Genomic DNA, 24762 nt, shown 5'->3' with positions numbered 1-24762 from the left:
CACCACCCTATAAACATCGGATGTTCAGGTTGCGGCACCTTGCGAACTATGACAGCGTAACTTCATACGAAATCCTAATTGGTTAGTTCGAGTCTCGAAATAACCGTTCCCTTCTCAGGAGGCATTCAATGAAGAAGTTGCGTGTGGGGGCTGTCGCCGCTGTCGCGGGCGTGGCCGTGGCGATGACCGGCTGTGCGAGCAGCGGGGGATCCGGAGGCTCGGCCGACGGCGACACCATCGTCGTGGACATGTGGGCCGGCAGCGAGTCGGACGTCGACGCGCTGGAGGCGCAGATCGAGTTCGCGCAGAAGCAGAACCCGGACATCAAGATCAAGCTGCAGACTTCGCCGTGGAGCGACTTCTTCACGAAGCTCACCACCAACATGGCCAGCGGCAACATGGCCTGCATCACCGGCATGAGCGGTGCGCAGCTCGGCGGCTACACGGCGGGCTTCCGTCAGCTGAGCGACGAGGACCTCGAGACCGCCGGCATCGACTGGTCGGAGTTCAACCCGAGCGCGGACGGCATCCTCAGCTTCGAGGGCAAGGTCTACGGCGTGCCGTTCGACGTCGCCACCATGCTCGTCTACTACAACCAGGACATGCTGACGGCCACCGGCGCCGCGACTCCGGAGATCGGCTGGACGTTCGACGACTTCGCCACGATCGCGGCCGACGCCACGAAGGACGGCAAGTACGGCTTCGGCATGGGCATGGGCGGCTACCAGTGGATGTCGATGCCGATCGCCTACTCCGCCACGCAGCCCGCCTCCGAGGACGGCACACTGCACATCGACGACGAGGACTTCGTCGACGCGGCGTCCTGGTACGCCGGCCTGGTCACCGAGAAGAAGGTCGCGGCTCCGGTCGCCTCCGCGTCGGACACCGGCTGGGGCGAGAACCAGTACACGGGCGGCAACGCGGCGATGGCCGTCGACGGCACCTGGAACGCGGTCAGCTACCTCAACAACGAGTCCGGCTTCGCCGCCGGCATGGTGCCGCTGCCCGCCGGCGTGGACGGCAACCCCGGCCCGATCCTCGGCTCCGGCTACGGCATCGCCGAGAACTGCAAGAACCCGGAGGCCGCGCTGAAGGTGCTCGGCTCCCTCGTCGGCGAGGACGCGCAGGACTACATCGCCTCGTCCGGCCGCTCCTACCCGGCCCGCACCTCGTCGCAGCCGCTGTACTTCGAGTCGATCGACGAGCAGTACCGGGACCAGGTCCAGTCGGTGTTCGAGGCCGCGTTCGGCGACACGGTGCCGCTCTACATGACCAAGAACTGGCAGAAGCTCGACAGCTACATCCAGCCCAACCTCGTCAGCGTCTACAACGGCCAGATGACGATGGAGGAGCTGCTGTCGAACGCCCAGGCGCAGTTCGGCGAGTGAGCCGGATCCGGCCCGCACAGCAGTAACAGAGAGAGACGACGAGATGACGATCACGACGAGACGTCGAGGATCGCTCGCCAAGGTCGAGGGCCGCCAGGCGCTGGGTTTCGCAAGCCCGGCCCTGGTGGGCCTCGCCCTGTTCACGATCGTGCCCGTGGGGCTGTCGATCGTGATGAGCGTGTTCGACTGGCCGACCTTCGGCGAACGCACCTTCAACGGGGTGGACAACTACGTCAAGCTGTTCACCAGCAGCCCGGACTTCTGGCCCGCGCTGCGGAACTCGGCCGTGTACACGCTGCTGTACGTGCCGTTGAGCGTCGCTCTCTCGCTCGTGCTCGCCCTCGGACTCGGCCCCCGCATCCGCGGCCGCGGTGCCCTGCGCGTCCTCTTCTTCATCCCCGTCGTGACCCCGATGGTCGCGAACGTCCTGGTGTGGAAGATGATGCTGCAGCCCCAGGGGCTCTTCAACGGCCTCTCGGTCACCTGGTTCGGCATCGAGCTGCCGAACTTCCTCGCCGACCCCAACTGGGCGATGATCATGGTCGTCGTCATGAGCGTCTGGCAGGGTCTCGGCTACAACATGCTGATCTTCTCGGCAGCCCTCGAGCAGCTCCCGGAGAGCGTGCTGGAGGCCGCCAGCATCGATGGTGCGCAGGGGTTCCGGCGGGTCTGGAGCATCATCATCCCGATGATCTCGCCGTCGATCTTCTTCGCGACGATCATGACGATGATCACCTCGCTCCAGGTCTTCGTCCAGCCGCAGATGCTCACCGGAGGCGGCCCCGGCAACGCCACCAAGCCGCTCGTGATGTACATCTGGGAGCAGGGCTTCACGTTCGGCGACCTCGGGCTCGCCGCCGCCGCCGCATGGATCCTCTTCGCGATCATCATCGCGATCACGGGCATCCAGTTCGCCGCACAGAAGAAGTGGGTGCACTATGAGCACTGAGACCCTCGTCCGGCCCACCGGCACCGCCCCGCGGCGTCAGCGCGAGCGGGAGCGGGCCCGCGGAGCGGCGACAACGCCCGGCGCGCGTGCCCGGCTGATCCTCGCGCACGTCACCATCTACGTCGCGGCGCTCATCTTCATCGCGCCGCTCGTCTACGCGTTCTTCTCGGCCCTCAAGCCGAACTCGGAGATGTTCTCGATGCCGCCGACCCTGGTGGGCTCCGAGATCCGCTGGAGCAACTTCGTCGACGTCTTCGCCTACGGACCGTTCCTGACGTACATCATGAACTCGTTCATCGTGGCGATCGGCGGCACCCTGGTCGTGCTGGTGGTGTCGACCACGGCCGGATACGCGTTCGGGCGCCTGCGGTGGAAGGGCAGGGACGCGGTGTTCGTCCTCTTCCTCGCCACGCTGATGGTGCCCGCCGAGGTGCTCGTCATCCCCATGTTCCAGGTCATGCAGTGGTTCAACTGGGTCGACACCTATCAGGCGCTCATCCTGCCCTTCGCGTTCGGCGCCTTCGGCACGTTCCTGATGCGGCAGTTCTTCCGCGGCATCCCCTACGAACTGGAGGAGGCGGCCCGTGTCGACGGCGCAGGTCCCGTCCGGTCGTTCCTGCAGATCATCCTGCCGCTGTCGAAGTCCGCGGTCGCCGTGCTCGCGGTCTTCACGTTCCTCTCGTTCTGGAACAGCTACCTCTGGCCCCTCATCGTCACCGTCGACTACAACGCGCATGGCACGCTGCCCGTCGGTCTGGCGAGCTTCGCCGGCCTCACCGGCACCCGCTGGGACCTGCAGATGGCCGCCGCCATCATCTCGATGATCCCCACCACCCTGCTCGTCATCGTGCTGCAGAAGCACCTGGTCAAGGGCATCGCGATGGCCGGGCTGGGCGGACGATGAGCGCGGTCGGGCAGCAGACGGACGACCCTCGACGAACCACCACGGGCCTCGCGGCCGACCTGGCGCTGGCGGGGGTGGACATCGGGGGCACGAAGATCGCCGCCCTCGTCGTGGACGCCTTCGGAGCCGTCCTCGCACGCGGAAGCGTGCCGGCGCCCGCGAGCGTCGGCGGCGCGGCGATGGCGGATGCGGCGGCCGGTCTCGTCGCGCGGCTCGCGGCCGAGGCCGGTGTCACGGTCGCCGCGGTGGGGGTGGGTGCCGCGGGGGTCATCGACCACGAGAGCGGCACCATCCGCGCCGCGTCCGCCCTGTTCGCGGACTGGGCGGGTTTCCCGCTCGGCCCGGAGCTGGCGCAGCGCCTCGGCGTCCCGGTGCGGGTGGAGAACGACGTGAACGCCTTCCTCCTCGGTGAAGCCGCCGCGGCGGGTCCGAGCGTGCCCGATGTGCTCGGTGTGATGCTCGGCACGGGCGTCGGCGGCGCGCTGGTCATCGGCGGGGAGCTGCACCACGGCCCGCACGGCGCGGCCGGGGAGATCGGGCACACGCCCGGTTACAGCGATCTCGTCTGCACCTGCGGGCAGACCGGCCACCTGGAGACCCTGGCCTCCGGGACGTCGATCGCCCGGCGCTTCGCGGAGCGCACCGGACGTCCGGTGAATGACGCCAGGGAGGTCGCGGAGGCCGCCAGGGTCGGCGACGCCGACGCCCGCGCGGTGTTCGACGACGCCGGGCGTGCGCTCGCTCTCGCCTGCGCCAGTGCGGCGACGCTCCTCGACCTGCCGACCGCCATCGTCGGCGGCGGGGTCACGGCGGCCTGGGACCTCCTGGCGCCGTCGATCGAGCGAACCCTTCGCACCGACGCCCCGGTGTCCGGCATCGCGCTGCGCATCGTCCCCGCCGTCCTGGGCGCTGACGCCGTCGCGCTCGGCGCCGTCGAGAGCGCCCGGCGCGCCCTCGCCCCCGTTTCCTGACCACGACTGCGACCGCAGAGGAGAACAGCACCGTGACCGCACGCCCGGAAGCCCACGAGATCTGGATGGGTCCGCTGCCGCCGCTCGCCGAGGGCGGGCTCGCGCGGCCCCGGATCGGCATCGGCGGCATCTCCATCGAGTCGAGCACCTTCTCCCCGCACATCTCCGGGGACGAGGCCTTCACGATCCGGACCGGCGACGCGTTGCGGGCGTACTACCCGTTCCTCGATGCCGGGCGTGAGCTCGCCGAGGCCGCGGAGTGGGTCCCGCTCACCCACGGCCGGTCGCTGCCCGGCGGCGCCGTGGACCCGGACACCTATCAGCGGATGAAGGATGCGCTCGTCGAGGGGATCCGCGCGCAGGGGCCGTTCGACGGCTTCTTCTTCGACATCCACGGCGCGATGAGCGTCGTCGGGATGGACGATGCCGAGGGGGATCTGGCCCTCGCGGTGCGCGCGGCGTTGGGGCCGGACACCCTCGTCTCCACGTCGATGGACCTGCACGGGAACGTGTCGGAGACGCTGCGCGACGCGGTGGATCTGCTCACGTGCTACCGCATGGCCCCGCACGAGGACTGGCTGAACACGAAGGAGCGGGCGGTGTGGAACCTGCTCGACCGTCTCCGTGGCCCGCACGGCGGCGACGTGCAGGCGCGGCGACCCTTCACCGCCTGGGTGCCCGTTCCGGTGCTGCTACCGGGGGAGAAGACGAGTACGCGGCTGGAACCCGCGCAGAGCATCTATGCCGAGCTCCCCGGGATCGAGGCCCTGCCCGGTGTCGTCGACGCCTCGGTGTGGATCGGCTACGCGTGGGCGGACGAGCCGCGCTGCCAGGCCTACGTCGTGGTCACCGGCGACGACCGGGAGGTCATCGCCCGGGAGGCGGAGCGCGTGGCCCGGATGTTCTGGGAGGCGCGGGAGGACTTCGTCTTCGTCGCGAAGACCGGAAGCCTCGACGACGCACTGGAGGAGGCTCTGGCGTCCGGAGCCCCGCGTCCGTACGTGATCTCCGACTCCGGGGACAACCCGACGGCCGGGGGAGCGGGCGATGTGACCTGGACCCTCGCCCAGCTGCTCCAGCGACCCGAGCTCACCGACGGGACGCACACGACGCTGGTCGCCTCGATCTTCGATCCGCGGGCCGTCGCCGAAGCCGTGGAGGCGGGCGTCGGTGCGACGGTCACGCTGTCCGCCGGAGCTGCGGTCGACTCCGGGCCCCACGGACCGGTCGAGATCACCGGCACGGTGTTCTCCGTCACCGACGGCGACACGGACGCCGGCACCCAGGTGGTGATCGCTGTCGGCGGGCTGCACGCCATCGTGACCGCGCGCCGCAAGCCCTTCCACCATCTCTCCGACTTCCGGATGCTGGGGCTTGAGCCGACGACGGCCGACGTCGTGGTCGTGAAGATCGGCTATCTGGAGCCGGAGCTGTACGAGCTGGCGGCGGGATGGACGCTGGCGCTCACCCCGGGCGGGGTGGACCAGGACCTGCTCCGCCTCGGACACCATCGCTTGCGCCCCGGGGTGTTCCCGTTCGACACGACCGGCGACCCCGACCTGACCGCGGTGGTCGTGCGCCGCGGCGCCGACGAGGAGGACACCGCATCATGATGAACTTCGAGAAGCGCACCGGCCCCGACTTCGGTGCGGCGGCCCCGGTCTACCCGGCGAACGGCGTGCCGGACTGGTACCGCGACGCCAAGCTCGGCTTCTTCGTGCACTGGGGCCTGTACTCCGTGCCGGCGTGGGCCGTGCAGCACGGGGAGGGCGTGAACATCCCCACCGAGGACGCCTATGCGTGGCACCAGTACGCGGAGTGGTACGGCAACACGGTCCGCATCCCGGGCAGCCCGACGTGGGAGCGCCACCAGCGCACCTACGGACCCGGGACCTCCTACGAGGACCTCGCCGACCGATGGGACGCCGCCGCGTTCGATGCCGACGCCTTCGTCGGCGAGCTCGTCGCGGCCGGGGCCCGCTATGTCGTGCCCACGACCAAGCACCACGAGGGGTTCTGTCTGTGGGACACCGCCACGACGGGATTCAACGCCGTCGCGCGCGGCCCTCGTCGCGACCTCATCTCCGAGTTCCACGACGCCACGCGGCGGGCCGGAGCCAGGTTCGGTGTGTACTACTCCGGAGCGCTCGACTGGCACGTGAGCGACTTCCCGCCGATCGAGTCGGACACCGACCTGTTCCGGTTCCGTCGCAACGACGCCCCCTTCTCCCGGTACGCCGCCGCGCAGCTCGAGGAGCTCGTGGAGCGGTTCGCGCCCGACGTGCTCTGGAACGACATCGAGTGGCCGGACGGCGGCAAGGGCACGGAGGACTACGCCGTGGCCGCACTGCTGCGGCGTTACTTCGACGCCGTCCCGGACGGCGTCGTCAACGACCGGTGGGGCGTGCCGTACCACGGCTTCCTCACCCGCGAATACACGGACATCCCGGACATCATCCCCGAGCCCTGGGAGTCGACCCGCGGGCTCGGCTACTCGTTCGGGTTCAACCAGGCGGAGGACGAGCGGCACTCGCTCTCCGGGGCGGCCCTGATCCGGCTCCTCGTCGACGTCGTCGCGAAGAACGGCAACCTGCTCATCAACGTGGGCCCCGCGGCGGACGGGTCCATTCCGGCGCTGCAGCGGAAGGCGATGCAGGAGCTCGGCGGCTGGCTGGCCGTGAACGGCGCGGCGATCTACGGCACGCGGCCCTGGACGCGGATGGGGGAGCGGACGGGGGCTCCTCGTCGCTACACCACGTCGACGGATGCGGTGCACGTGCACGCGCTGGACCCGGCGGCAGGCGAGTTCGAGCTGCCGTCCGAGCTCGCGGGCGCTGGGCTGTCGTGGGCGGACGGGACTCCGGCCCAGACGTCCGCGGACGGCGGTTCGGCCCGCATCGTGATCCCGGCCGGACTCCGCGAGGCTCCGGTCGCCGTGCTCACCGCGCACGGCGCCTGACACAGGCGCCGCAGAAGGGCCCCCGTCGGTGATCCGACGGGGGCCCTTCGTCGCTGGACTAGGGGCGCGTGCGCTCCTCGAGCACCTCGATCACGTGGCGGTACGGGCGGCCGGTGGCGCGGGTCATGCCGATCTCGCAGGTGCGGTTGGCCGACACGAAGGCGTCGAAGCCGCCGCGGGCCGCATCGGCCGCGGAGACCTCGGCCGATTCCTGCGCCGTCGCGCTCGCGGTGAGCTCGGGGTGCAGCATTCCTCGGTCGCCGGCGAACGCGCAGCAGCCCCAGCCGTCGGGCACGAAGACCTCGTCGGCGACGGCGGCAGCGATCGTTGTCAGCGCGCCCGTCGCGCCGAGCGCGGTCGTCGAACAGGTCGGGTGCACGGCGATCGAGGGGAGCTTCGCATCGACGGAGAGGCGCGGCAGCACCTCCCGCGCGACGAACGTGGTGGCGTCCTCGATGCGCAGACCGGCGTACTCCGGATGGGCGGCGACGGCCTGGGTGAGCATCACGTCGAGGCCCTCGGTGCAGGAGGCGGCGTCGCAGACGACCGGGAGCTCCCCGTGGCGGCTGGCGTCCCAGAGCGAGGCCAGCACCCGGTCCGACATGAGGCGATAGCCGTTGAGGTGTCCCTTGGACTTCCACGGGGTCCCGCAGCAGAGCCCGCCGTTCTCCTCGGGGACCACGACGGCGATCCCGGCGCGGTCGAGCAGCGCGCGCAGGGCGTCGCGGGAGCCGGGGCCCTCGTCCTCCGGGCCGAACATCGTGCCGATGCAGGCGCCGAAGAAGACGGCCTGCGCATCGGGCGGGGACACCGGTCGCGCCGGAGCAGTGCCGCCGCGGGGGAGGCCGCCGTCATAGAGGGGCACGGTGTCGGCGCCGAGCACCGCCCGTCCGATCCGCGTCGCGCCGCGCACGAGCGGGACGGGAAGCGCGTCGGCGACCGTCAGGGCGACGCCCCCGGCGCGCGTGACGGTGCTCCAGTGCTTCGCCGCCGTTCCCCACGCGGCCCCCTCCACGGCGTTCTCCTGCTCGGCGCGGAGGCGGCGGACGAGGTCGCCGGTGTTGATGTCCACCGGACACGCGACGCCGCACATGCCGTCGACCGCGCAGGTCTGCACGCCGTCGTAGTCGTAGTCCGCGCGCAGGTCCCGCAGCAGCGTCGTGTCGCCCTGCTCCTCGGCCCAGGCCATGTCCCGGCGCAGCACGATGCGCTGCCGGGGTGTGAGCGTGATGCTCTTGCTCGGGCACGTGGGTTCGCAGTAGCCGCACTCGACGCAGCGGTCCACCTCCCGCTCGACCGTGGGCACGCGCTTCAGGTCCTGCAGATAGGAGTCCGGGTCGTCGGAGAGCACGACGCCGGGGTTGAGGACGCCGTCCGGATCGAACAGCCGCTTGATCTCCCACATCATGTCGGTGAGCTCGTCGCCGTACTGCCGCCGCACGAACGGCGCCATGATGCGGCCGGTGCCGTGCTCAGCCTTGAGGGATCCCTCCTGCGCGAGGACGAGCTCGACGAGGTCGTCCGTGAAGCGGCGGTACCGCGCCACGCTGTCGGGGTCGTCGAAGCGCTCGTTCAGCAGGAAGTGGACGTTGCCGTCCTTCGCGTGCCCGAAGATGACGGACCCCTCGTAGCCGTGCTCCGCGAAGAGCTCGATCAGGCGTTCGCAGGTGGCCAGCAGCCGGGGGACGGGGACGACGATGTCTTCGAGGAGGGCGGTCGTGCCGGACGGCCGCGCTCCGGCGACCGCCGTGTAGAGGCCCTTGCGGACGTGCCACAGCGCGGCGCGCTCTGCCGCATCCGTGGTCAGTCGCGGAGTGACGGCAAGGGGGAGGGCGTCGAAGTGCGCCTGCGCGGTCGCGCTCGCGACGGCGAGGGATTCGTCGTCGGCGGCGTGCACCTCGACGAGGAGCGCGGCGTGGCCCTGGACGTCGATCTCGGAGATCGCGGCGGGGACGTCGCTCAGGCCCTGGGCGACGCGCAGTGAGGCGGCGTCCAGGAGCTCGATCGTCGCGAGCCCGAGCTCCGTGAGAGCGGGGAGCGCGGTCATCGCCGCCGACAGCGTATCGAAGACGAGCAGACCGGTGGCGATCGCGGGGCGCACCTCGATGGTGCGGAAACGGGCCTCCGCGACGAAGCCGAGGGTCCCTTCCGATCCGATGAGGAGGTGTTCGAGGATCCGCACCGGGTCGTCGAAGTCGAGCAGGGCGTTCAGTCCGTAGCCCATGGTGTTCTTCATCGAGAACTGCTGTCGGAGGAAGGCGACATTCTCGGGCGAGGCGAGCAGCCGCTCCCGGAGCGACGAGAGTCCGGCGAACAGGGCGGGTTCCGCGGCGCGGAGCACGTCCGCGGCGTCCGCGCGTCCGGTGTCCAGAATCGTCCCGCTGGGGAGCACGACGACCATCGAGGTGATCGTCTGGTACGAGTTCTCCGTGATGCCGCAGGCCATGCCGCTGGAGTTGTTGGCGACGACACCGCCGATCGTGCAGGCGATCTCGCTGGCCGGATCCGGCCCGAGCTTGCGGCGGTACCGGGCCAGCCGGGTGTTCACCTGCCGGACGGTGGCTCCGGGGCCGACCCGCACCGCGGCGCCGTCGTCCTCGATGCGGATGTCACGGAAGTGGCTGCGCGTGTCGACGAGGATGTCGCCGCTGATGCCCTGTCCGGAGAGGCTGGTGCCGCCGGAGCGGAACGTGAGCGTGCGCCCGGCCGCCCGGACCGCCGTGAACGCGCGGGCGACGCCGTCCGCGTCCGCGGGGGAGAGCACCGCGTCCGGGACGAGCAGGTAATGCGAGGCGTCGTGGGCGCGGGCGAACCGGTCGATGGATCGGGCGTGGACCTGCGTCTCGGCTCCCAGCAGCGCCGGGTCGAGAGGGTGGTCGAGGGTGGTGGGCACGGTGCTCCTCTGCTCCGCTCAAAGATTGTCAGACAAGTGTACTGAACGACGGACGCCTCACTAGACTGTTCCGCATGACCTCGATCGCGGAGCGCCCCCTCGGCGTGGTCGGCGTGGTCGACGCCGTGACCGGACAGCTGCGCACCCGGATCCTCTCCGGCGAGATCCGCTCGGGGGAGCCGCTCACCGAGGCGGCGGTCTCCCAGGCCTACGGCGTCGCCCGCCCCAGCGCGAAAGCGGCCATCGAGCAGCTGGTGGCCAGCGGACTGCTCGTGCGGACGGCCCATCGCACGGCGCGTGTGGTCGGCATCGAAGCGGAGACCGTCCGCGACGTCTACCGCACGCGGATCCGGCTGGAGAGCGCGGCGCTGCGCGAACTGGCGGAGAGCGCCGCCGTGCCGGCGGCCGCTGTGGCGGCGAACGCCGAGCTGCAGGCGATGGCACCGGGCCCCGATCCCGCGACGGTCGATCCCGACCTCCGTTTCCACACGGCCCTCATCGACGGGCTGGGCAGCGAGCGCACCAGTCGCATGTACCGGAGCGTGCTGGACGAGGTGCGGCTGTGCATGGCGCAGGTGCAGGGGCGGCGTCTCCTCGACGCGGAACTCATCGCCGCGCAGCACGCGGAGATGCTCGAGGCCGTCGCCGCCGGGGACGCGGAGCGCGCGGCCGCGGTGCTGCGTGCCCACCTCGCCTCGGCGGAGGATCGTCTCGTCGAGGCCCTGGGCGCCTCCTGACGTCAGCCCGCGTCGGCGGGGGCGTCCTCGATCTGGATCGGCGCATCCGTCGGGTCGGCCCAGACCGGAGCAGGCAGAGGCGTGTCGACCTGGCCGGCCTGGATCGCGCGGAGGGCTTCGGTGATCTCGTCCGCGTTCTCGGGCACCGCCAGTCCGCAGGTGCGCAGCTCGGACGCGAACTGCAGGGTGAGCCGGATCTTCCCCGCCTCGATGGCCTCGGAGGTCGTGCCGGTGCGGATCTCGCTGCCGGTCTGGATCGCGGGCACCTCGTCGCAGACGTGATAGACCTTGCCGCCGTCGACCCACACGACCTCATCGGCCCCGAGGAGCTGGATCACGGCGGACTGGTCCGCGGTGTACTGCTCGACGGACGGCGGGGCGAAGCTCGTCCCGACGATCGCGGCGAGGACGGCGAGGACGATGCCGACGATGCCGGCGGTCGCCTTCTGTCCTTTGTCCATGTCCTTGTTCAGGAAGATGAGGATGACCAGGGGGAGGAAGGCGACGACCGCGATGATCGCGCCGAGCTGGTTCTGGACGAAGAACCGTGTCTTGTCCGCGCGCCGCGCCGGGTCAAGGGTGTTCGCCTTCTTCCACAGGAGCGAGCCGATGATCGACAGCGCGGCGATCACGACCAGCAGGACGAGCAGGGCGATGAACGCCCACTGCGGGAACTGCGCGGTCGCTCCCTGCTCTTCCAGGAGGCCGGTGTCCGGATCGCGGAGCAGCGCGCCGCCCTCGTCGACGAACTCGCGCTGGCGCAGGAGCCAGAAGATGCCGACAGCCTCGCCCGCGATCGCGAGCGCCCAGAGGACGGCGGCGATGATGCGGAAGCGCGTCGCGGAGGCCTTGGCCTCCGGGCTCGGCGTCCACCCAGCGGGCGGCTCTCCGGTCGTGGCGCCGGTCGTGGCACGACGCGGCGCGGCGGAAGACGTCTGCTCGTTCTCGGCCATGGTTGTCCTTTCCCCCGAAAGTGCCCGGCGACCCCGCCGAGGCATCCCCGAGCCTAGTGGCCGCGGTGTCCTACGCTGGAGAGATGACATCCGATTCGGACGACGCCCTGAGCTGGGAGGGCGACGACAGCGCGGAGCGACGCCCCCGGGACGCCGCACGGCGCACCACGCCGGCTCCGGAACCGACCCCGGCCGAGGCCGTCACGCCCGCGGCGTCCGCACCGGCGTCGGGGGACGAGGCGACCGCGGCGCCCTCCGGGCTCAGCAACGCGATGCTGGTCCTCGTCGGCGTCGTCGGCGGCGTCTACCTGCTCTACACCCTCGGCTGGATCGCGGGCGGTCTCCGGCTGCAGCCGCTCGCCTCGTTCCTCGTCGCGGATTTCATGTTCCTGCCCTGGTTCGTGCTGGCGATCGCCGCCCCCGCGCTGTGGTTCCTCGCGACATGGGTGCTGACGCGGGGCCGGGCCTCCTGGATCCGCGCCGCCTTGCTCCTGGCGGGCGTCGTGCTGCTCGTTCCGTGGCCGTTCGTGACCGTGGGGGTGATCGGCTCATGACTGCTCCGAAGTCCCCGTCCGCGGTGGCGACCGGCTCGCCGCGCTGGCTCGTATGGACCGTCGTCGCCCTCGCCGGGCTCTTCTACGCCTACGCGGTGTGGAACGCGGTCGCCCACCTCATCACCATGGCCCAGACCGGCCTCACCGGCACCGGATGGGCGACGCTCCTGTTCGGCGTGGTGTTCCCCGTCCTCGTGTTCGGGTTCGCCTTCGCGATCGGCCGGCGGCGCCGGGTGGGCGAGCTCGCCCTGACGTTCCTCGCCGGACTCGGGATCGTCGCGGTGTTCTGGATGAGCCTGCTCGCGCTGAGTCTGACGCTGCCCAGCGCCTGAGCAGGATCCGTCACGCCGTCACACGGCACGGAGCGGTCCCGGCGCTCCGGTAGAGTTGTCGCGATCGCGCCCCCGACGGTGTGCGGCGCATCGGCCCCTCCCGCCTGTCGCGCTGCCCCGAAGGATCCACTGTGCCGAAGCCTGTCGTGCTCATCGCCGAAGTACTCTCTCCCGCCACGATCGAGGCGCTCGGCCCCGACTTCGACGTCCGCCACGTCGATGGCACCGATCGCGAGGCGCTCTTCGCCGCCCTCGCGGAGTCGGACGCGGTGCTCATCCGCTCCGCGACCCGCATCGATGAGGAGGCGCTGTCGCACGCGCCGAAGCTCAAGGTCGTCGCGCGGGCCGGCGTCGGCCTCGACAACGTCGACATCAAGGCCGCGACCGCGGCCGGCGTCATGGTCGTCAACGCCCCGACGTCGAACATCGTCTCGGCCGCCGAGCTGACGGTCGGCCACATCCTCAGCCTCGCCCGCCGGATCCCGGCCGCGCACGCCTCGCTGTCCGCCGGGCAGTGGAAGCGCAGCTCCTTCACCGGCGCCGAGCTCTTCGAGAAGACCGTCGGCATCGTCGGACTCGGCCGGATCGGCGCTCTCGTCGCCGCTCGCCTCGCCGCCTTCGACATGCGCGTGGTCGCGTACGACCCCTACGTCACCTCGGCGCGCGCCCAGCAGCTCGGCGTGCAGCTCCTCTCGCTCGACGAGCTCGTCGCCGAGGCCGACTTCCTCACGATCCACATGCCGAAGACCCCGGAGACGACGGGCATGATCGGCGCCGAGCAGTTCGCCGCCATGAAGCCGACCGCCTTCGTCGTCAACGTCGCCCGCGGCGGGCTCATCGACGAGGAGGCGCTGCACGAGGCGCTCGTCGCCGGCGAGATCGCCGGCGCCGGCCTGGACGTCTTCACCTCCGAGCCCCCGGCCGAGGGCGGGAGCGCCCGCGCTCTGCTCGACCTCCCGAACGTCGTCGTGACCCCGCACCTCGGTGCGAGCACGGAAGAGGCGCAGGAGAAGGCCGGCGTCTCGGTCGCGCGCTCGGTGCGGCTCGCGCTCGGCGGCGACCTCGTCCCGGACGCGGTCAACGTCGCGGGCGGCGTCATCGACCCGTACGTGCGTCCCGGCATCTCGCTCGTGGAGAAGCTCGGCCAGATCTTCGCTGCGCTGGCCACGTCGCCGCTCACGAGCCTCGACGTCGAGGTGCACGGCGAGCTCAACGACTACGACGTGAGCGTGCTCAAGCTCGCCGCCCTCAAGGGTGTCTTCACGAACATCGTGAGCGAGACCGTGTCGTACGTGAACGCTCCGCTCCTGGCGGAGCAGCGCGGCATCACGGTGCGCCTGCTCAAGGACGACGTGAGCGAGGAGTACCGGAACGTCATCACCCTCACGGGGGCGCTGTCCGACGGATCGCAGCTCTCGGTGTCGGGCACGCTGACCGGACCGAAGCAGGCCGAGAAGCTCGTCGGCATCAACGACCACGCCCTGGAGCTGCCGATCGAGAAGCACCACGTCGTGATGCTCTACACCGACCGCCCGGGCATCGTGGCCGTCTACGGGCAGAAGTTCGGCGAGGCCGGGATCAACATCGCCGGAATGCAGATCTCGCGGCTCGCGGCGGGCGACCAGGCGCTCAGCGTGCTGACGCTCGACTCGCCCGTGTCCGAGGAGCTGCTGGACGACGTGCGCGGCGCCATCGACGCCGACCTCTTCCGTCAGATCGAGATCACCGAGGTCTGACACCGCAGAGCGGGGGAGAAGGGCGGGAGCGCGATGCTCCCGCCCTTCTCCGTATCTGCAGCCTTATCCGGCGTCAGGCGGTGGCGCGCAGCACGAGCGCGATGAGGTCTGCGAGCTCGTCGCTCCGCGGGACCAGGCGCTCAGGCCCGTGCACGTCGAGCGAGTTGTTGAAGTAGAGGCCGTCGCTCACGAGCATCACGAGGTCGAGGCTGGCGGTGTCACGGACGTGCGGACGGATCGTCTCCGCCCAGCGGCGCCGGGTATCCCGGAGCATGTCGGACGCGGCGGTCGAACCGCCCTGGGCCAGCCGGGTCGTGGCGATGAGCGCCCGATCGAGGGCGTCGTCCTCCATCACCGAGGTCCGGACGTAGTACGCGACGGGACCTTCGTCGGCGGTGCGCATGCGCTCCAGGTCGAGCGTGGTCAGGTGGTCGAGGCGCTCCAGGAGCCCGGCCTCGAGGTCGTCCTTGGAGCGGAAGTGGTAGAGCAGGCCGCCCTTCGACACGCCCGCGGCCTTCGCCGTGGCCTCGAGCGTCGCGGCGCGTTCGCCCTCGTCGATGAGGATCGCCTCGAAGGCGTCGAGGACCTTCTCGCGGGCGAGGGGAGGGCGGGGCATCGGTCATCCTCTGAGCGGAAACGGGAGGGCGGCATCTGTTACTATACCAGCCGGACGGTTTAGTAACGAGTCGTCCGCAGGAAGGAAGGGTGTTCCATGACCCGTACTGCGTCGATCCCGACGACAGAGACGGAAGCTCCCCGCGTCGGGGCTCGGGGGTGGGCGGCGCTCGTCGTCCTCATGCTCCCGGTGCTGCTGGTGTCGGTGGACAACACGGTGCTGAGCTTCGCGCTGCCCGAGATCTCGATCTCGCTCGCGCCGAGCGGGGCCGAGCAGCTCTGGATCATCGACGTCTATCCGCTCGTGCTCGCCGGACTCCTGGTGACCATGGGGACACTCGGCGACCGCTTCGGACGTCGCCGCCTGCTCCTCATCGGCGCCACCGGATTCGCCGTGGTCTCCGCGCTGGCCGCCTTCGCGCCGACCGCGGGCCTGCTGATCGCCGCCCGTGCCCTGCTCGGCTTCTTCGGCGCCATGCTGATGCCGTCGACGCTGTCGCTGCTGCGATCGATCTTCCAGAACCGCGACCAGCGCCGCATGGCCATCGCGGTCTGGGCGTCCGCGTTCTCCGCCGGATCCGCGCTCGGCCCGATCGTCGGGGGCTTCCTCCTCGAGCACTTCGCGTGGGGCTCGGTGTTCCTCATCGCCGTCCCCGTCCTCATCCCGCTGCTCATCGCCGCACCGCTGCTCGTGCCGGAGAGCCGTGACCCGAACCCGGGCCGCATCGACCCGCTCAGCATCGCCCTCTCGATGGCCGCGATGATCCCGGTCGTCTACGCGATCAAGTCGTTCGCGGTCGACGGTCCGTCGCTGTACGCCGGGGGATGGGCGCTGCTCGGTCTCGTGATGGGGACGCTGTTCGTGCGCCGTCAGCTCCGCGCCGACACCCCGATGCTCGACATGGCGCTGTTCCGCCGCGGGTCGTTCTCGGGCGCGATCCTGGTGAACCTGCTCAGCGTCGTGGCCCTCGTCGGGTTCCTCTACTTCGTCTCGCAGCACCTGCAGCTCGTGCTGGGGCTCTCGCCGATGGTCGCGGGCCTTGCTCTCGTGCCCGGGATGGCGGCCATGATCGTCGCCGGACTCACGGTGGTGCCGATCTCGCGGCGGGTGCCGCCGCACGTCCTCATCCCGGCGGCACTGGTGTTCTCCGTCGCGGGGTACCTCATCGTCGCCTTCACGACGCACGAGCACGGCGTGGCACCGCTCATCCTCGCCTTCGTCGTCCTCGGCATCGGCATCGGTGCGGCCGAGACCATCTCGAACGAGCTCATCCTCTCCAGCGCCCCCGCGGCGAAGGCGGGTGCCGCGAGCGCGGTGTCCGAGACGGCCTACGAGCTCGGCGCCGTGCTGGGTACCGCGATCCTCGGCGGCATCATCACCGCGTTCTACCGCGGCGCGCTGGTGCTGCCCGAGGGGCTTCCGGCCGAGGTGGCCCGCGCTGCGCAGGAGACGCTGGCCGGCGCGTACACCGCCGCCCACGAGCTCCCGGCCGCGCTCGGCGACGCCCTGTGGCAGGCCGCGGCCGATGCGTTCGGCTCGGGAGTCACGGTCACGTCGCTCATCGGTGCGGGCCTCGTCGTCGTCGCGGCGGTCATCGCGGCCGTCACACTGCGCAAGGCACCCACGCACTGACCACTACGCTGGGGGGACCGGCCCGTTCGACCCGCGGTCGCGCCGCGGCCGGTCCACCCCCGTGCAGTGCGCAAGGAGTCTCATGTCGCGTGTCGTGAAGCTGGCCGTCATCCCGGGTGACGGCATCGGTCCCGAGGTCATCGCCGAGGCGGAGAAGGTGCTCGACGCCGTCACCGCCGACAGCGCCGTGACGTTCGACAAGACCCGCTTCTCGCTCGGCGCCGGGCGGTACCTCGAGACCGGCGACACGCTCACCGACGACGACCTCGCCGCGATCTCCGCCCACGACGCGATCCTCCTCGGCGCGGTCGGCGGCACGCCGGGCGACCCGCGCCTGAAGGACGCGAACATCGAGCGCGGACTCCTGCTGAAGCTCCGGTTCACCCTCGACCACTATGTGAATCTGCGCCCCTCGAAGCTCTTCGCCGGAGCGCCCGGTCCGCTGTCCGACCCGGGCGAGGTCGACTTCGTCGTGGTCCGTGAAGGGACGGAGGGGCCCTACGTCGGCAACGGCGGAGCGATCCGGAAGGGGACGCCGCAGGAGGTCGCGAACGAGACCTCCGTGAACACGGCGTTCGGCGTCGAGCGGGTCGTCCGCTACGCCTTCGCGCTTGCCGAGCGCCGCCGTCAGAAGCTCACGCTCGTGCACAAGACCAACGTGCTCGTGCACGCCGGTGCGATCTGGCAGCGCATCGTGAACGAGGTCGCCACCGAGCATCCCGACGTCGCCGTCGACTACCTGCACGTCGACGCCGCCACCATCTTCCTCGTCACCGATCCCTCGCGTTTCGACGTGATCGTGACGGACAATCTCTTCGGTGACATCCTCACCGACCTCGCCGGCGCCGTCACGGGCGGCATCGGCCTCGCCGCCTCGGGGAACATCAACCCCGATGGCGCCTTCCCGTCGATGTTCGAGCCCGTGCACGGCTCGGCTCCGGACATCGCGGGTCAGCAGAAGGCCGACCCGACCGCCGCGATCCTCTCCATCGCGCTGCTGCTCGACCACCTCGGCCTGATGGCCGAGTCGGCGCGTGTGAGCGCCGCGGTCGAGGCGGACATCGCCGCCCGCAGCGGTGCCCGCACCACCGCGGAGATCGGCTCCGCGATCACTGCCCGTCTCTGAACGGCGGGCGTAGGCTGACAGGGCGCGAGGATGCGCCCACCCCACGAGGATTGGATGACGACATGACGACGATCGACGCCGAGACGAGCGTGGCTCCCCTGGAGTTCGCCGTGACGAAGAACCTGAACGCGGCCTCGCCGGCACGCGTCGCCGAAGTGCTGGAGAACCCCGGTTTCGGGGTCGTCTTCACCGACCACATGGTCGACATCTGCTGGTCGGCCAAGGGCGGCTGGCACCGTCCGCGCGTGCAGCCCTACGGCCCGATCCCGCTCGACCCGGCGGCGTCCGTGCTGCACTACGCGCAGGAGATCTTCGAGGGCATCAAGGCCTACCGGCACGCGGACGGTTCGATCCACACCTTCCGGCCCGACCGCAACGCCGCGCGCCTGCAGGCGAGCGCCCGCCGCCTGGCGCTGCCGGAGCTGCCGACGGAGTACTTCATCCAGTCGCTGCGCGAGCTCATCGCCGTCGACGGCCGCTGGGTACCCTCCGGCGCCGACCAGAGCCTGTACCTGCGGCCGTTCATGTTCGCCAAGGAGGCCTTCCTCGGCGTGCGCGCGGCGCAGAAGGTCGCCTACTACGTGATCGCGAGCCCCGCTGGTGCGTACTTCACGGGAGGCGTGAAGCCCGTGCGGATCTGGCTCTCCGAGGACTACGCCCGCGCGGGTCGCGGTGGCACCGGCAAGGCGAAGACGGGCGGCAACTACGCCTCCAGCCTCCTGCCGCAGGCCGAGGCCAGTGCGAAGGGCTGCGACCAGGTCGTGTTCCTCAACGAGAACCGCGATGTCGAGGAGCTCGGCGGCATGAACGTCGTGTTCGTGTTCAAGGACGGTCGTGTCGTCACGCCAGAGTCGGACAGCATCCTCGAGGGCATCACGCGCGACTCGCTGCTGCAGCTCGCCGAGGACCGCGGCTACACGGTCGAGAAGCGTCCGATCTCGATCGACGAGTGGCGTGAGGGCGTGGCCTCCGGGGACATCGTCGAGGTGTTCGCCTGTGGCACGGCCGCGGTCGTGACCCCGATCGGAGCGCTCGTGGGCGAGGGCTTCGACGAGCCGCAGCCGCTGGGCGAGCTCGCGCTGTCCCTCCGCGAGGAGCTCACCGACATCCAGTATGGGCGCCGCGAGGACAAGCACGGCTGGCTGCTCCGCCTCGACGCCTGATCCGATTCCCCGAGACCCCGTCTTCCCGCCGACACCCCGCCGTGTCGACGCGTGGAAGGCGGGGTCTCGGCGTGTACCGGGGGGCTCGCGCGCTGGGACTGTTCCTGCACAATGCGGGGGGAGTGGGGGAAGAGAGGTGGGTGGTGTGGAGAACGAGAGGTGAGGGGAGTAGGCGGGGGAGAGTGAGGGGATGTCGCGGCGCCTCTCGTTCTCCGAAGCCTGGGATCTTGTGCGATCGCGGGAGGAGGTCCTCGACACGGGGGTCACGGAACGAGAGCTGGGGGAGGCGGTCGCACACGGCAGGCTGCGGCGCGTGCACCGCGGGGCGTATGTCGACGGGGAGGTCTGGGACCAGCTGTGGCCCGAGGGAAGGCAGCTCGTGCGGGTGTGCGCCGTCCGTCGGGCCAGCCTCGGCGGAGGTCCGGTGTTCTCGCATCTCTCCGCGGCGGCGCTCTGGGGGCTGCCGCTCGTGGGGCCGATCCGGGACGACGTGCACACCGCGATCCGCAGCCGTCGGCACAGCAGGACCGAGGCCGGGGTCGTCCGACACCAGATGGCGCTCGACGAGGGCGACATCGTCCGGCGGCACGGGCTCCGGTGCACCTCGTTGATCCGTACCGTGGTCGACCTCGCCCGGCTGCTGCGTCCGGAGGCCGTCGTCGCGGCCGGAGACGCGGCTCTGCGGATGGTCTCGATCGACGGACACGAGGTCGACCACGGTGAGGTCGACGCCTGGCGGGCCGAGGTCGACCGGCTGTGCGTGGCGGGGCTCCGGGGCGTGCGTCGCGCGCGGTGGATCGGAGCCTTCGCCGACGGACGGGCGCAGCTTCCGGGCGAGAGCGTGAGCCGCCTGCAGCTCCACCGACTCGGCTTCCGGGACATCGATCTGCAGATCCCCGTCGTCGGCCCCGACGGCGCGCGGTACTTCGCCGACTTCGGGTTCCCGCGGTCGCAGGCCTTCGGGGAGTTCGACGGGGAGGACAAGTACCGGGACGCGGAGCTGCGGACGACGCCCACGGCGGCCGATGCGGTGATGGCGGAGAAGCACCGCGAGGACGAGATCCGCGGGGTCACGGGGTGGCGGGTGGTGCGCTGGGGCTCCCGACACATCCGCACCCCCGAGGATCTCGGGCGCCGGCTCGCCGCGTTCGGCATCCGTCCGCCCGGCTGAGGTCTGTCGAGCCCCGGGGTCGCGTCGAGACCCCACCCCGCCTCCGCACGTGAGCGGGGGTCTCGACGAGAGAGCGGGGTCTCGACGGGGGAGCAGGGGATCTAGGGTGGAGGGATGAAGATCGCTCGGTTCCGCCACGACGACGCCATCATGTACGGGATCATCGACGACCGCGAGCTCGTGGTCCTCGCCGGGGACCCGATGTTCTCCGGGTACGAGACGACCGGCGCGCGTATCCCGCTGACCGAGGCCACGCTGCTCGCGCCCGTGATCCCGCGCTCCAAGGTCGTGTGCGTCGGGAAGAACTACCACGACCACGCCGCCGAGATGGGCGGAGTGGCCCCCGAGGAGCCGCTGCTGTTCCTCAAGCCGAACACCGCCGTGATCGGCCCGGACGACGCGATCGTGCGTCCTGTCGCGCTGTCCGAGCGGACGGAGTACGAGGGCGAGCTCGTAGTCGTGATCGGGCGGATCGCCAAGAACGTGAAGGCGGAGAACGCCCTCGACCACGTGCTCGGCTACACGATCGGCAACGACGTCACGGCGCGCGACCTGCAGCGCAAGGACGGGCAGTGGTCGCGGGCGAAGGGCTTCGACACGTTCTGCCCGCTCGGCCCCGTGATCGAGACGGACTTCGACCCCGCACAGGCCACGATCGAGACGCGGGTGAACGGCGAGGTCCGCCAGCATGCGCCGCTCACCGACATGATCCACTCGGTCGCCGCGATCATCGAGTACGCCTCCGCGGTGTTCACGCTCCTTCCGGGCGACGTCATCATGACGGGGACCCCCGCCGGCGTGGGCACCTTCGAGGCGGGTGACACGGTCGAGGTCGAGATCTCCGGACTCGGCATCCTCCGCAATACCGCGCGCGACGCCGCTCCCGCGTCATGACCGAGGTCGCCCTCACGGCGACGCAGCATCAGGCGGTCCAGCGCCGCACCGTGCTCGTGCTGTCGCTGGGGCAGGTGCTCGGCGGCATCGCGTTCGGAGCCACCGTGTCCCTCGGTGCGCTGCTCGCCGCGGACATCTCCGGCAGCGACGCGCTCTCCGGACTCGCGACGGCGTCGGTGACCCTCGGAGCCGCGGTCTGCGCGATCCCGCTGGCCCGGATGGCCGCGCGCCTCGGACGGCGTCGCGCCCTCACCCTCGGCAACCTCTTCGCCCTCGTCGGCATCGCCGTGGTGATCCTCGCGGCATCCGTGCGCGTCTTCCCGCTCCTGCTCGTCGGCATCCTGCTGATCGGTGCGGGGAACGCGGGCAACCTGCAGTCCCGGTTCGCGGCGACGGACCTCGCGGCGCCGCAGCATCGCGGGCGCGACCTCTCGATCGTCGTGTGGTCCACGACGATCGGCGGCGTGGCGGGCCCGCTGCTGCTCGGTCCGGGGGAGATCGTCGGTCAGGCGATCGGCATGCCGCCGCAGACCGGCTCGTACGTCTTCTCGTTCGTCGCGCAGTGCGCGGCGCTCGCGCTCTACCTCGTCGCCCTCCGCCCGGATCCGCTGCTCGCCGCGCAGCGACTCGCGCAGGCGGCGGCCGCCGCGACGAGCGCCGCCGTGGCGGACCGCCCGCGCGTGGCCCGCTACGCGATCTTCGCGATTGCGGGCTCGCACGTGGTGATGGCGTCGGTCATGGCGATGACCCCCGTGCATCTGTCCCACATGGCGCACGGCGCCCACGGTGCGGCGGCGACCCCGGCCGACGTCTCGGCGCTCGTCGGGATCACCATCGCGCTGCACGTCGGTGGCATGTACGCGCTCTCGCCGGTGTTCGGCGTGCTGGCCGACCGCTGGGGGCGGCTGCGCGTGGTGCTGCTCGGGCAGGCTCTGCTCGGCGGTGCCCTGGCCTTCGCCGTCTTCGCGGGAACCGAGGCGTGGGGCGTCATGGTGGCGCTCATCCTCCTCGGCCTCGGGTGGAGCGCCGCCACGGTCGCCGGCGCCGCCCTGCTCACCGAGGCCTCGGCCCCCGACGTCCGCACGCGGCGGCAGGGACGCAGCGACTCGCTGATGAGCCTGTCGGCCGCCGCCGGGTCCGTCCTCGCCGGCGTCGTGCTGTCGAACTTCCAGTACGCCGGACTCGGCATCGCGGCCTCCGTACTCGTCCTCGCGATCGTCGCGCTGTCGCCGCTCGCCCGGAGCAGCGCGCGGTGAAAGCCTGGGACGGCGTCGGGGAGGCCTATGCCGCCTCGTACGCCGCCCTGTGCGCGGGCACGGTCGATGTCCTCGCCGCAGCCCTCGGACCAGCGGAGGGTCGCAGCCTCCTCGACGTCGGGGCGGGGGAGGGTGGCCTCGCGGCCCGCTTCGCCGGTCTGGGGTGGAACGTCACGGCCTGCGAGCCCGAGCCGACCATGCGCGCCGTCGCCCACCGGAGGCACCCGACGCTGCGCATCATCGACAGCGGCCTGCCGACGTTGCCCTTCGACGACCGTTCCGTCGACGCCGTCGTGGCGAACTTCGTGCTGAACCACGTCTCCTCCCCGCGGACCGCCGCCCGCGAGCTGGGTCGGGTCGCACGGGAAGCGGTCGCCGCGACGACCTGGACCCGTTCCCCGTCGTGGTTCTGGGCCGAGGTCGTCGAACGCGCGGGGCTGCGGCCGTCTGCGGGGGAGAGGCTTCCGGCCGAGGAGGACTTCGATCGCACCGCGGACGGCTTCGCGGCCATGCTCGTCGAGGCCGGACTCCCGGACGTGGCGGTCAGCGAGCACACCTGGACCTGGCCCGCCGACCCGGACGCCCTGTGGGTCTCGGTCGAGGGCGGTGTGGCCGGCGCCGGGGCGCAGTATGCCGGGCTCTCCTCCGCCGAGCGATCCCGGTTCCGCGCGGGGTTCGAGGAGACCGTCGCGGCGCATCGGGTGGGAACGGTGCTGCCCCTGGAGCACCGCGCGGCCGTGGCGGTCTCGCGCCGGGGCTGACCGGCCCGCACCCGTAGAATCGAAGGGCTATGGCTACTCCGCATCCCCTCACCACGACCGCCAGCGGCGCCGACGTCCGCGTCCGCTTCTGCCCCTCCCCGACGGGGCTGCCGCACGTCGGCATGGTCCGCACGGCTCTGTACAACTGGGCGTACGCCCGTCACAACGGCGGCAAGATGGTGTTCCGCATCGAGGACACCGACGCCGCCCGCGACAGCGAGGAGAGCTTCCGCCAGCTCGTCGACGCGCTCACGTGGCTGAAGATCGACTGGGACGAGGGCGTCGAGGTCGGCGGACCGCACGCCCCGTACCGCCAGTCCGAGCGGCACGACATCTACCGCGAGGTCATCGACAAGCTCCTCGCGACGGGCGCGCTCTACGAGAGCTACTCGACGGCCGAGGAGATCGACGCCCGCAACGAGGCCAACGGCCGCGCGAAGCAGCTCGGCTACGACAACTTCGACCGTGGCCTCACCGATGAGCAGAAGGCCGCCTTCCGCGCCGAGGGCCGGCAGCCCGCCCTCCGCCTGCGGGTGCCGGACGAAGACCTCACGTACGTCGACCTCATCCGCGGCGAGGTCACCTTCCCCGCCGGCTCCTTCCCGGACTTCGTCGTCGTGCGCCCCAACGGCGTGCCGCTATACACCTTCGTGAACCCCGTCGACGACGCGCTGATGGGCATCACCCACGTGCTCCGCGGCGAAGACCTCATGCCGTCCACTGCGCGACAGCTCTCGCTCTACGCGGCTCTCATCGACGCAGGTGTGACGACGTTCGTGCCGCGGTTCGCCCACATGCCGCTCGTGCTGGGGGAGACCGGAAACAAGAAGCTCTCCAAGCGCGACCCGCAGGCCGATCTGTTCCTGCACCGGGAGCGCGGCTTCATCCACGAGGGCCTGCTGAACTACCTCGCGCTGCTGGGCTGGTCGATCGGCCCGGACCGCGACGTCTTCTCGCTCGACGAGTTCATCGCCGCGTTCGACATCGAGAACGTGAACCCCAACCCGGCCCGCTTCGATCAGAAGAAGGCCGAGTCGATCAACGGCGACCACATCCGCATGCTCGACGTGAAGGACTTCGCCGAGCGCACGGTGCCGTACCTCGCCGCGGCCGGCCTGTTCGACGAGCCGACCCACGAGCAGCTCGTCCTGGCGTTCCGTGCGGCTCCGCTGGTGCAGGAGCGCGTGCAGCTGCTGGGCGAGGTGCCGGGCATGCTCGGCTTCCTGTTCCGCGACGAGGTGTCGTACGACGCGGATGCGCTCAAGGGGCTGCCGGCCAACGCCGCCGAGGTGCTCGACGCCTGCGTCACCGCGCTGGAGCCGGTCACGGACTTCACCCCGGAGAAGATCCAGGAGGCGCTGTCGACGGCGCTCGTGGAGAACCTCGAGCTGAAGCCGCGCGTGGCCTACGGGCCGCCGCGTGTGGCCATCACCGGACGCCGCGTCTCGCCGCCCTTGTTCGAGTCGATGGAGCTGCTGGGCAAGGACGAGTCGTTGCGGCGCCTGCGCGCGCTCTCGGCGTTCCTCGCGAACTGATCCGCGACGCGCCCGAGCGGCGACACGGCACCGGTGGTTTTGGTGATCGGTCGCCGCTCGGGTAAGCTTGACTCTCGGTGCGAGGCTCCGGTTTCGCCCTTGGGGTATGGTGTAATTGGCAACACGGCTGATTCTGGTTCAGTTGTTCTTGGTTCGAGTCCAGGTACCCCAGCACTTCGAAAACCCCCGCTCCGGCGGGGGTTTTTCGTTTCCGGCACGGTGGCCTCAGTTC

General features: G+C 70.8%; 21 protein-coding genes and 1 tRNA gene. 19 read left to right on the top strand and 3 right to left on the bottom strand.

Features of this window, described 5'->3' with window-relative positions:
- Positions 1 to 128 precede the first annotated feature (128 nt).
- From BV453_RS15360 to BV453_RS15335, 6 genes are all read left to right on the top strand, one after another.
- On the top strand, positions 129 to 1388 hold the full coding sequence (locus BV453_RS15360; protein WP_025103272.1) for an ABC transporter substrate-binding protein: 1260 nt from the start codon (positions 129 to 131) through the stop codon (positions 1386 to 1388).
- A 43-nt stretch (positions 1389 to 1431) separates the two neighbouring features.
- Positions 1432 to 2337 carry a carbohydrate ABC transporter permease gene (locus BV453_RS15355; RefSeq protein ID WP_025103273.1) on the top strand — a complete coding sequence of 302 codons (906 nt, stop codon included), beginning with the start codon at positions 1432 to 1434 and terminating at the stop codon, positions 2335 to 2337.
- Positions 2327 to 3241 carry a carbohydrate ABC transporter permease gene (locus BV453_RS15350; RefSeq protein WP_025103274.1) on the top strand — a complete coding sequence of 305 codons (915 nt, stop codon included), beginning with the start codon at positions 2327 to 2329 and terminating at the stop codon, positions 3239 to 3241. Before BV453_RS15355 ends, BV453_RS15350 begins: the two co-directional genes overlap by 11 nt.
- Positions 3238 to 4212 carry an ROK family protein gene (locus tag BV453_RS15345; RefSeq protein WP_249521982.1) on the top strand — a complete coding sequence of 325 codons (975 nt, stop codon included), beginning with the start codon at positions 3238 to 3240 and terminating at the stop codon, positions 4210 to 4212. Before BV453_RS15350 ends, BV453_RS15345 begins: the two co-directional genes overlap by 4 nt.
- Before the next feature lie 65 nt (positions 4213 to 4277).
- On the top strand, positions 4278 to 5825 hold the full coding sequence (locus BV453_RS15340; protein ID WP_283399100.1) for a M81 family metallopeptidase: 1548 nt from the start codon (positions 4278 to 4280) through the stop codon (positions 5823 to 5825).
- Positions 5822 to 7171, top strand: coding sequence for an alpha-L-fucosidase (locus BV453_RS15335; protein ID WP_249521979.1), 1350 nt, complete (start codon positions 5822 to 5824; stop codon positions 7169 to 7171). The genes BV453_RS15340 and BV453_RS15335 overlap by 4 nt, the downstream gene beginning before the upstream one ends.
- 58 nt (positions 7172 to 7229) lie before the next feature.
- Here BV453_RS15335 and BV453_RS15330 read toward each other — a convergent pair whose 3' ends face one another.
- Positions 7230 to 10064 carry an FAD-binding and (Fe-S)-binding domain-containing protein gene (locus BV453_RS15330; protein WP_085607374.1) on the bottom strand — a complete coding sequence of 945 codons (2835 nt, stop codon included), beginning with the start codon at positions 10062 to 10064 and terminating at the stop codon, positions 7230 to 7232.
- A 74-nt stretch (positions 10065 to 10138) separates the two neighbouring features.
- Here BV453_RS15330 and BV453_RS15325 point away from each other — a divergent pair, with 74 nt between their 5' ends.
- Entirely contained in the window at positions 10139 to 10801 is a 663-nt protein-coding gene (locus BV453_RS15325) for a GntR family transcriptional regulator (protein WP_062634822.1), read from the top strand.
- Positions 10802 to 10803: 2 nt separating this feature from the next.
- On the opposite strand, the gene BV453_RS15320 is transcribed toward BV453_RS15325, so the two are convergent.
- On the bottom strand, positions 10804 to 11754 hold the full coding sequence (locus tag BV453_RS15320) for a hypothetical protein (RefSeq protein WP_249521978.1): 951 nt from the start codon (positions 11752 to 11754) through the stop codon (positions 10804 to 10806).
- A gap of 83 nt (positions 11755 to 11837) precedes the next feature.
- Here BV453_RS15320 and BV453_RS15315 point away from each other — a divergent pair, with 83 nt between their 5' ends.
- From BV453_RS15315 to serA, 3 genes are all read left to right on the top strand, one after another.
- The gene (locus BV453_RS15315) at positions 11838 to 12308 is read left to right on the top strand and encodes a hypothetical protein (protein WP_249521977.1); all 471 of its coding nucleotides are present in this window, start codon (positions 11838 to 11840) and stop codon (positions 12306 to 12308) included.
- Entirely contained in the window at positions 12305 to 12640 is a 336-nt protein-coding gene (locus BV453_RS15310; RefSeq protein ID WP_085606921.1) for a hypothetical protein, read from the top strand. Before BV453_RS15315 ends, BV453_RS15310 begins: the two co-directional genes overlap by 4 nt.
- 131 nt (positions 12641 to 12771) lie before the next feature.
- Positions 12772 to 14376: a phosphoglycerate dehydrogenase gene (gene serA, locus BV453_RS15305; RefSeq protein WP_025103283.1), complete on the top strand. Its 1605-nt coding sequence runs from the start codon at positions 12772 to 12774 to the stop codon at positions 14374 to 14376.
- Between the two features lie 73 nt (positions 14377 to 14449).
- On the opposite strand, the gene BV453_RS15300 is transcribed toward serA, so the two are convergent.
- Positions 14450 to 14992 carry a TetR/AcrR family transcriptional regulator gene (locus tag BV453_RS15300; protein ID WP_025103284.1) on the bottom strand — a complete coding sequence of 181 codons (543 nt, stop codon included), beginning with the start codon at positions 14990 to 14992 and terminating at the stop codon, positions 14450 to 14452.
- A gap of 96 nt (positions 14993 to 15088) precedes the next feature.
- On the opposite strand from BV453_RS15300, the gene BV453_RS15295 reads away from it, so the two are divergent.
- From BV453_RS15295 to BV453_RS15255, 9 genes are all read left to right on the top strand, one after another.
- Entirely contained in the window at positions 15089 to 16624 is a 1536-nt protein-coding gene (locus BV453_RS15295) for an MFS transporter (protein ID WP_085606925.1), read from the top strand.
- A gap of 82 nt (positions 16625 to 16706) precedes the next feature.
- Positions 16707 to 17750 (top strand): 3-isopropylmalate dehydrogenase, encoded by a 1044-nt coding sequence (locus tag BV453_RS15290; RefSeq protein WP_249521976.1) that lies wholly within the window; start codon positions 16707 to 16709, stop codon positions 17748 to 17750.
- Positions 17751 to 17812: 62 nt separating this feature from the next.
- Complete coding sequence (locus BV453_RS15285) at positions 17813 to 18913, top strand: branched-chain amino acid aminotransferase (RefSeq protein ID WP_062634807.1); 1101 nt, start codon at positions 17813 to 17815, stop codon at positions 18911 to 18913.
- 190 nt (positions 18914 to 19103) lie between these two features.
- Positions 19104 to 20084 carry a hypothetical protein gene (locus BV453_RS15280; protein WP_249521975.1) on the top strand — a complete coding sequence of 327 codons (981 nt, stop codon included), beginning with the start codon at positions 19104 to 19106 and terminating at the stop codon, positions 20082 to 20084.
- Positions 20085 to 20198: 114 nt separating this feature from the next.
- On the top strand, positions 20199 to 20978 hold the full coding sequence (locus BV453_RS15275; RefSeq protein ID WP_249521974.1) for a fumarylacetoacetate hydrolase family protein: 780 nt from the start codon (positions 20199 to 20201) through the stop codon (positions 20976 to 20978).
- Positions 20975 to 22234 carry an MFS transporter gene (locus tag BV453_RS15270; protein WP_249521973.1) on the top strand — a complete coding sequence of 420 codons (1260 nt, stop codon included), beginning with the start codon at positions 20975 to 20977 and terminating at the stop codon, positions 22232 to 22234. Before BV453_RS15275 ends, BV453_RS15270 begins: the two co-directional genes overlap by 4 nt.
- Positions 22231 to 22995 carry a class I SAM-dependent methyltransferase gene (locus BV453_RS15265; RefSeq protein WP_249521972.1) on the top strand — a complete coding sequence of 255 codons (765 nt, stop codon included), beginning with the start codon at positions 22231 to 22233 and terminating at the stop codon, positions 22993 to 22995. Before BV453_RS15270 ends, BV453_RS15265 begins: the two co-directional genes overlap by 4 nt.
- A gap of 29 nt (positions 22996 to 23024) precedes the next feature.
- A complete protein-coding gene (gltX, locus tag BV453_RS15260) occupies positions 23025 to 24530 on the top strand; it encodes a glutamate--tRNA ligase (protein WP_249521971.1) in 1506 nt (501 codons plus the stop codon).
- 100 nt (positions 24531 to 24630) lie between these two features.
- A tRNA-Gln gene (locus tag BV453_RS15255) sits at positions 24631 to 24702 on the top strand.
- The last annotated feature ends 60 nt before the right edge of the window (positions 24703 to 24762 follow it).

The organism is Microbacterium sp. ER1, assembly GCF_023383675.1.
Lineage (GTDB): Bacteria > Actinomycetota > Actinomycetes > Actinomycetales > Microbacteriaceae > Microbacterium.
Note: the sequence above shows the minus strand (reverse complement) of the source record. Positions and strands in the feature narration are given on the sequence as shown.

Excerpts from the sequence above, each read along its gene's own strand:
- BV453_RS15360 (WP_025103272.1), top strand. The coding sequence starts at position 129 with ATGAAGAAGTTGCGTGTGGGGGCTGTCGCCGCTGTCGCGGGCGTGGCC.
- BV453_RS15355 (WP_025103273.1), top strand. The coding sequence starts at position 1,432 with ATGACGATCACGACGAGACGTCGAGGATCGCTCGCCAAGGTCGAGGGC.
- BV453_RS15350 (WP_025103274.1), top strand. The coding sequence starts at position 2,327 with ATGAGCACTGAGACCCTCGTCCGGCCCACCGGCACCGCCCCGCGGCGT.
- BV453_RS15345 (WP_249521982.1), top strand. The coding sequence starts at position 3,238 with ATGAGCGCGGTCGGGCAGCAGACGGACGACCCTCGACGAACCACCACG.
- BV453_RS15340 (WP_283399100.1), top strand. The coding sequence starts at position 4,278 with ATGGGTCCGCTGCCGCCGCTCGCCGAGGGCGGGCTCGCGCGGCCCCGG.
- BV453_RS15335 (WP_249521979.1), top strand. The coding sequence starts at position 5,822 with ATGATGAACTTCGAGAAGCGCACCGGCCCCGACTTCGGTGCGGCGGCC.
- BV453_RS15325 (WP_062634822.1), top strand. The coding sequence starts at position 10,139 with ATGACCTCGATCGCGGAGCGCCCCCTCGGCGTGGTCGGCGTGGTCGAC.
- BV453_RS15320 (WP_249521978.1), bottom strand. The coding sequence starts at position 11,754 with ATGGCCGAGAACGAGCAGACGTCTTCCGCCGCGCCGCGTCGTGCCACG.
- BV453_RS15315 (WP_249521977.1), top strand. The coding sequence starts at position 11,838 with ATGACATCCGATTCGGACGACGCCCTGAGCTGGGAGGGCGACGACAGC.
- BV453_RS15310 (WP_085606921.1), top strand. The coding sequence starts at position 12,305 with ATGACTGCTCCGAAGTCCCCGTCCGCGGTGGCGACCGGCTCGCCGCGC.
- BV453_RS15300 (WP_025103284.1), bottom strand. The coding sequence starts at position 14,992 with ATGCCCCGCCCTCCCCTCGCCCGCGAGAAGGTCCTCGACGCCTTCGAG.
- BV453_RS15295 (WP_085606925.1), top strand. The coding sequence starts at position 15,089 with ATGACCCGTACTGCGTCGATCCCGACGACAGAGACGGAAGCTCCCCGC.
- BV453_RS15290 (WP_249521976.1), top strand. The coding sequence starts at position 16,707 with ATGTCGCGTGTCGTGAAGCTGGCCGTCATCCCGGGTGACGGCATCGGT.
- BV453_RS15285 (WP_062634807.1), top strand. The coding sequence starts at position 17,813 with ATGACGACGATCGACGCCGAGACGAGCGTGGCTCCCCTGGAGTTCGCC.
- BV453_RS15280 (WP_249521975.1), top strand. The coding sequence starts at position 19,104 with ATGTCGCGGCGCCTCTCGTTCTCCGAAGCCTGGGATCTTGTGCGATCG.
- BV453_RS15275 (WP_249521974.1), top strand. The coding sequence starts at position 20,199 with ATGAAGATCGCTCGGTTCCGCCACGACGACGCCATCATGTACGGGATC.
- BV453_RS15270 (WP_249521973.1), top strand. The coding sequence starts at position 20,975 with ATGACCGAGGTCGCCCTCACGGCGACGCAGCATCAGGCGGTCCAGCGC.
- gltX (WP_249521971.1), top strand. The coding sequence starts at position 23,025 with ATGGCTACTCCGCATCCCCTCACCACGACCGCCAGCGGCGCCGACGTC.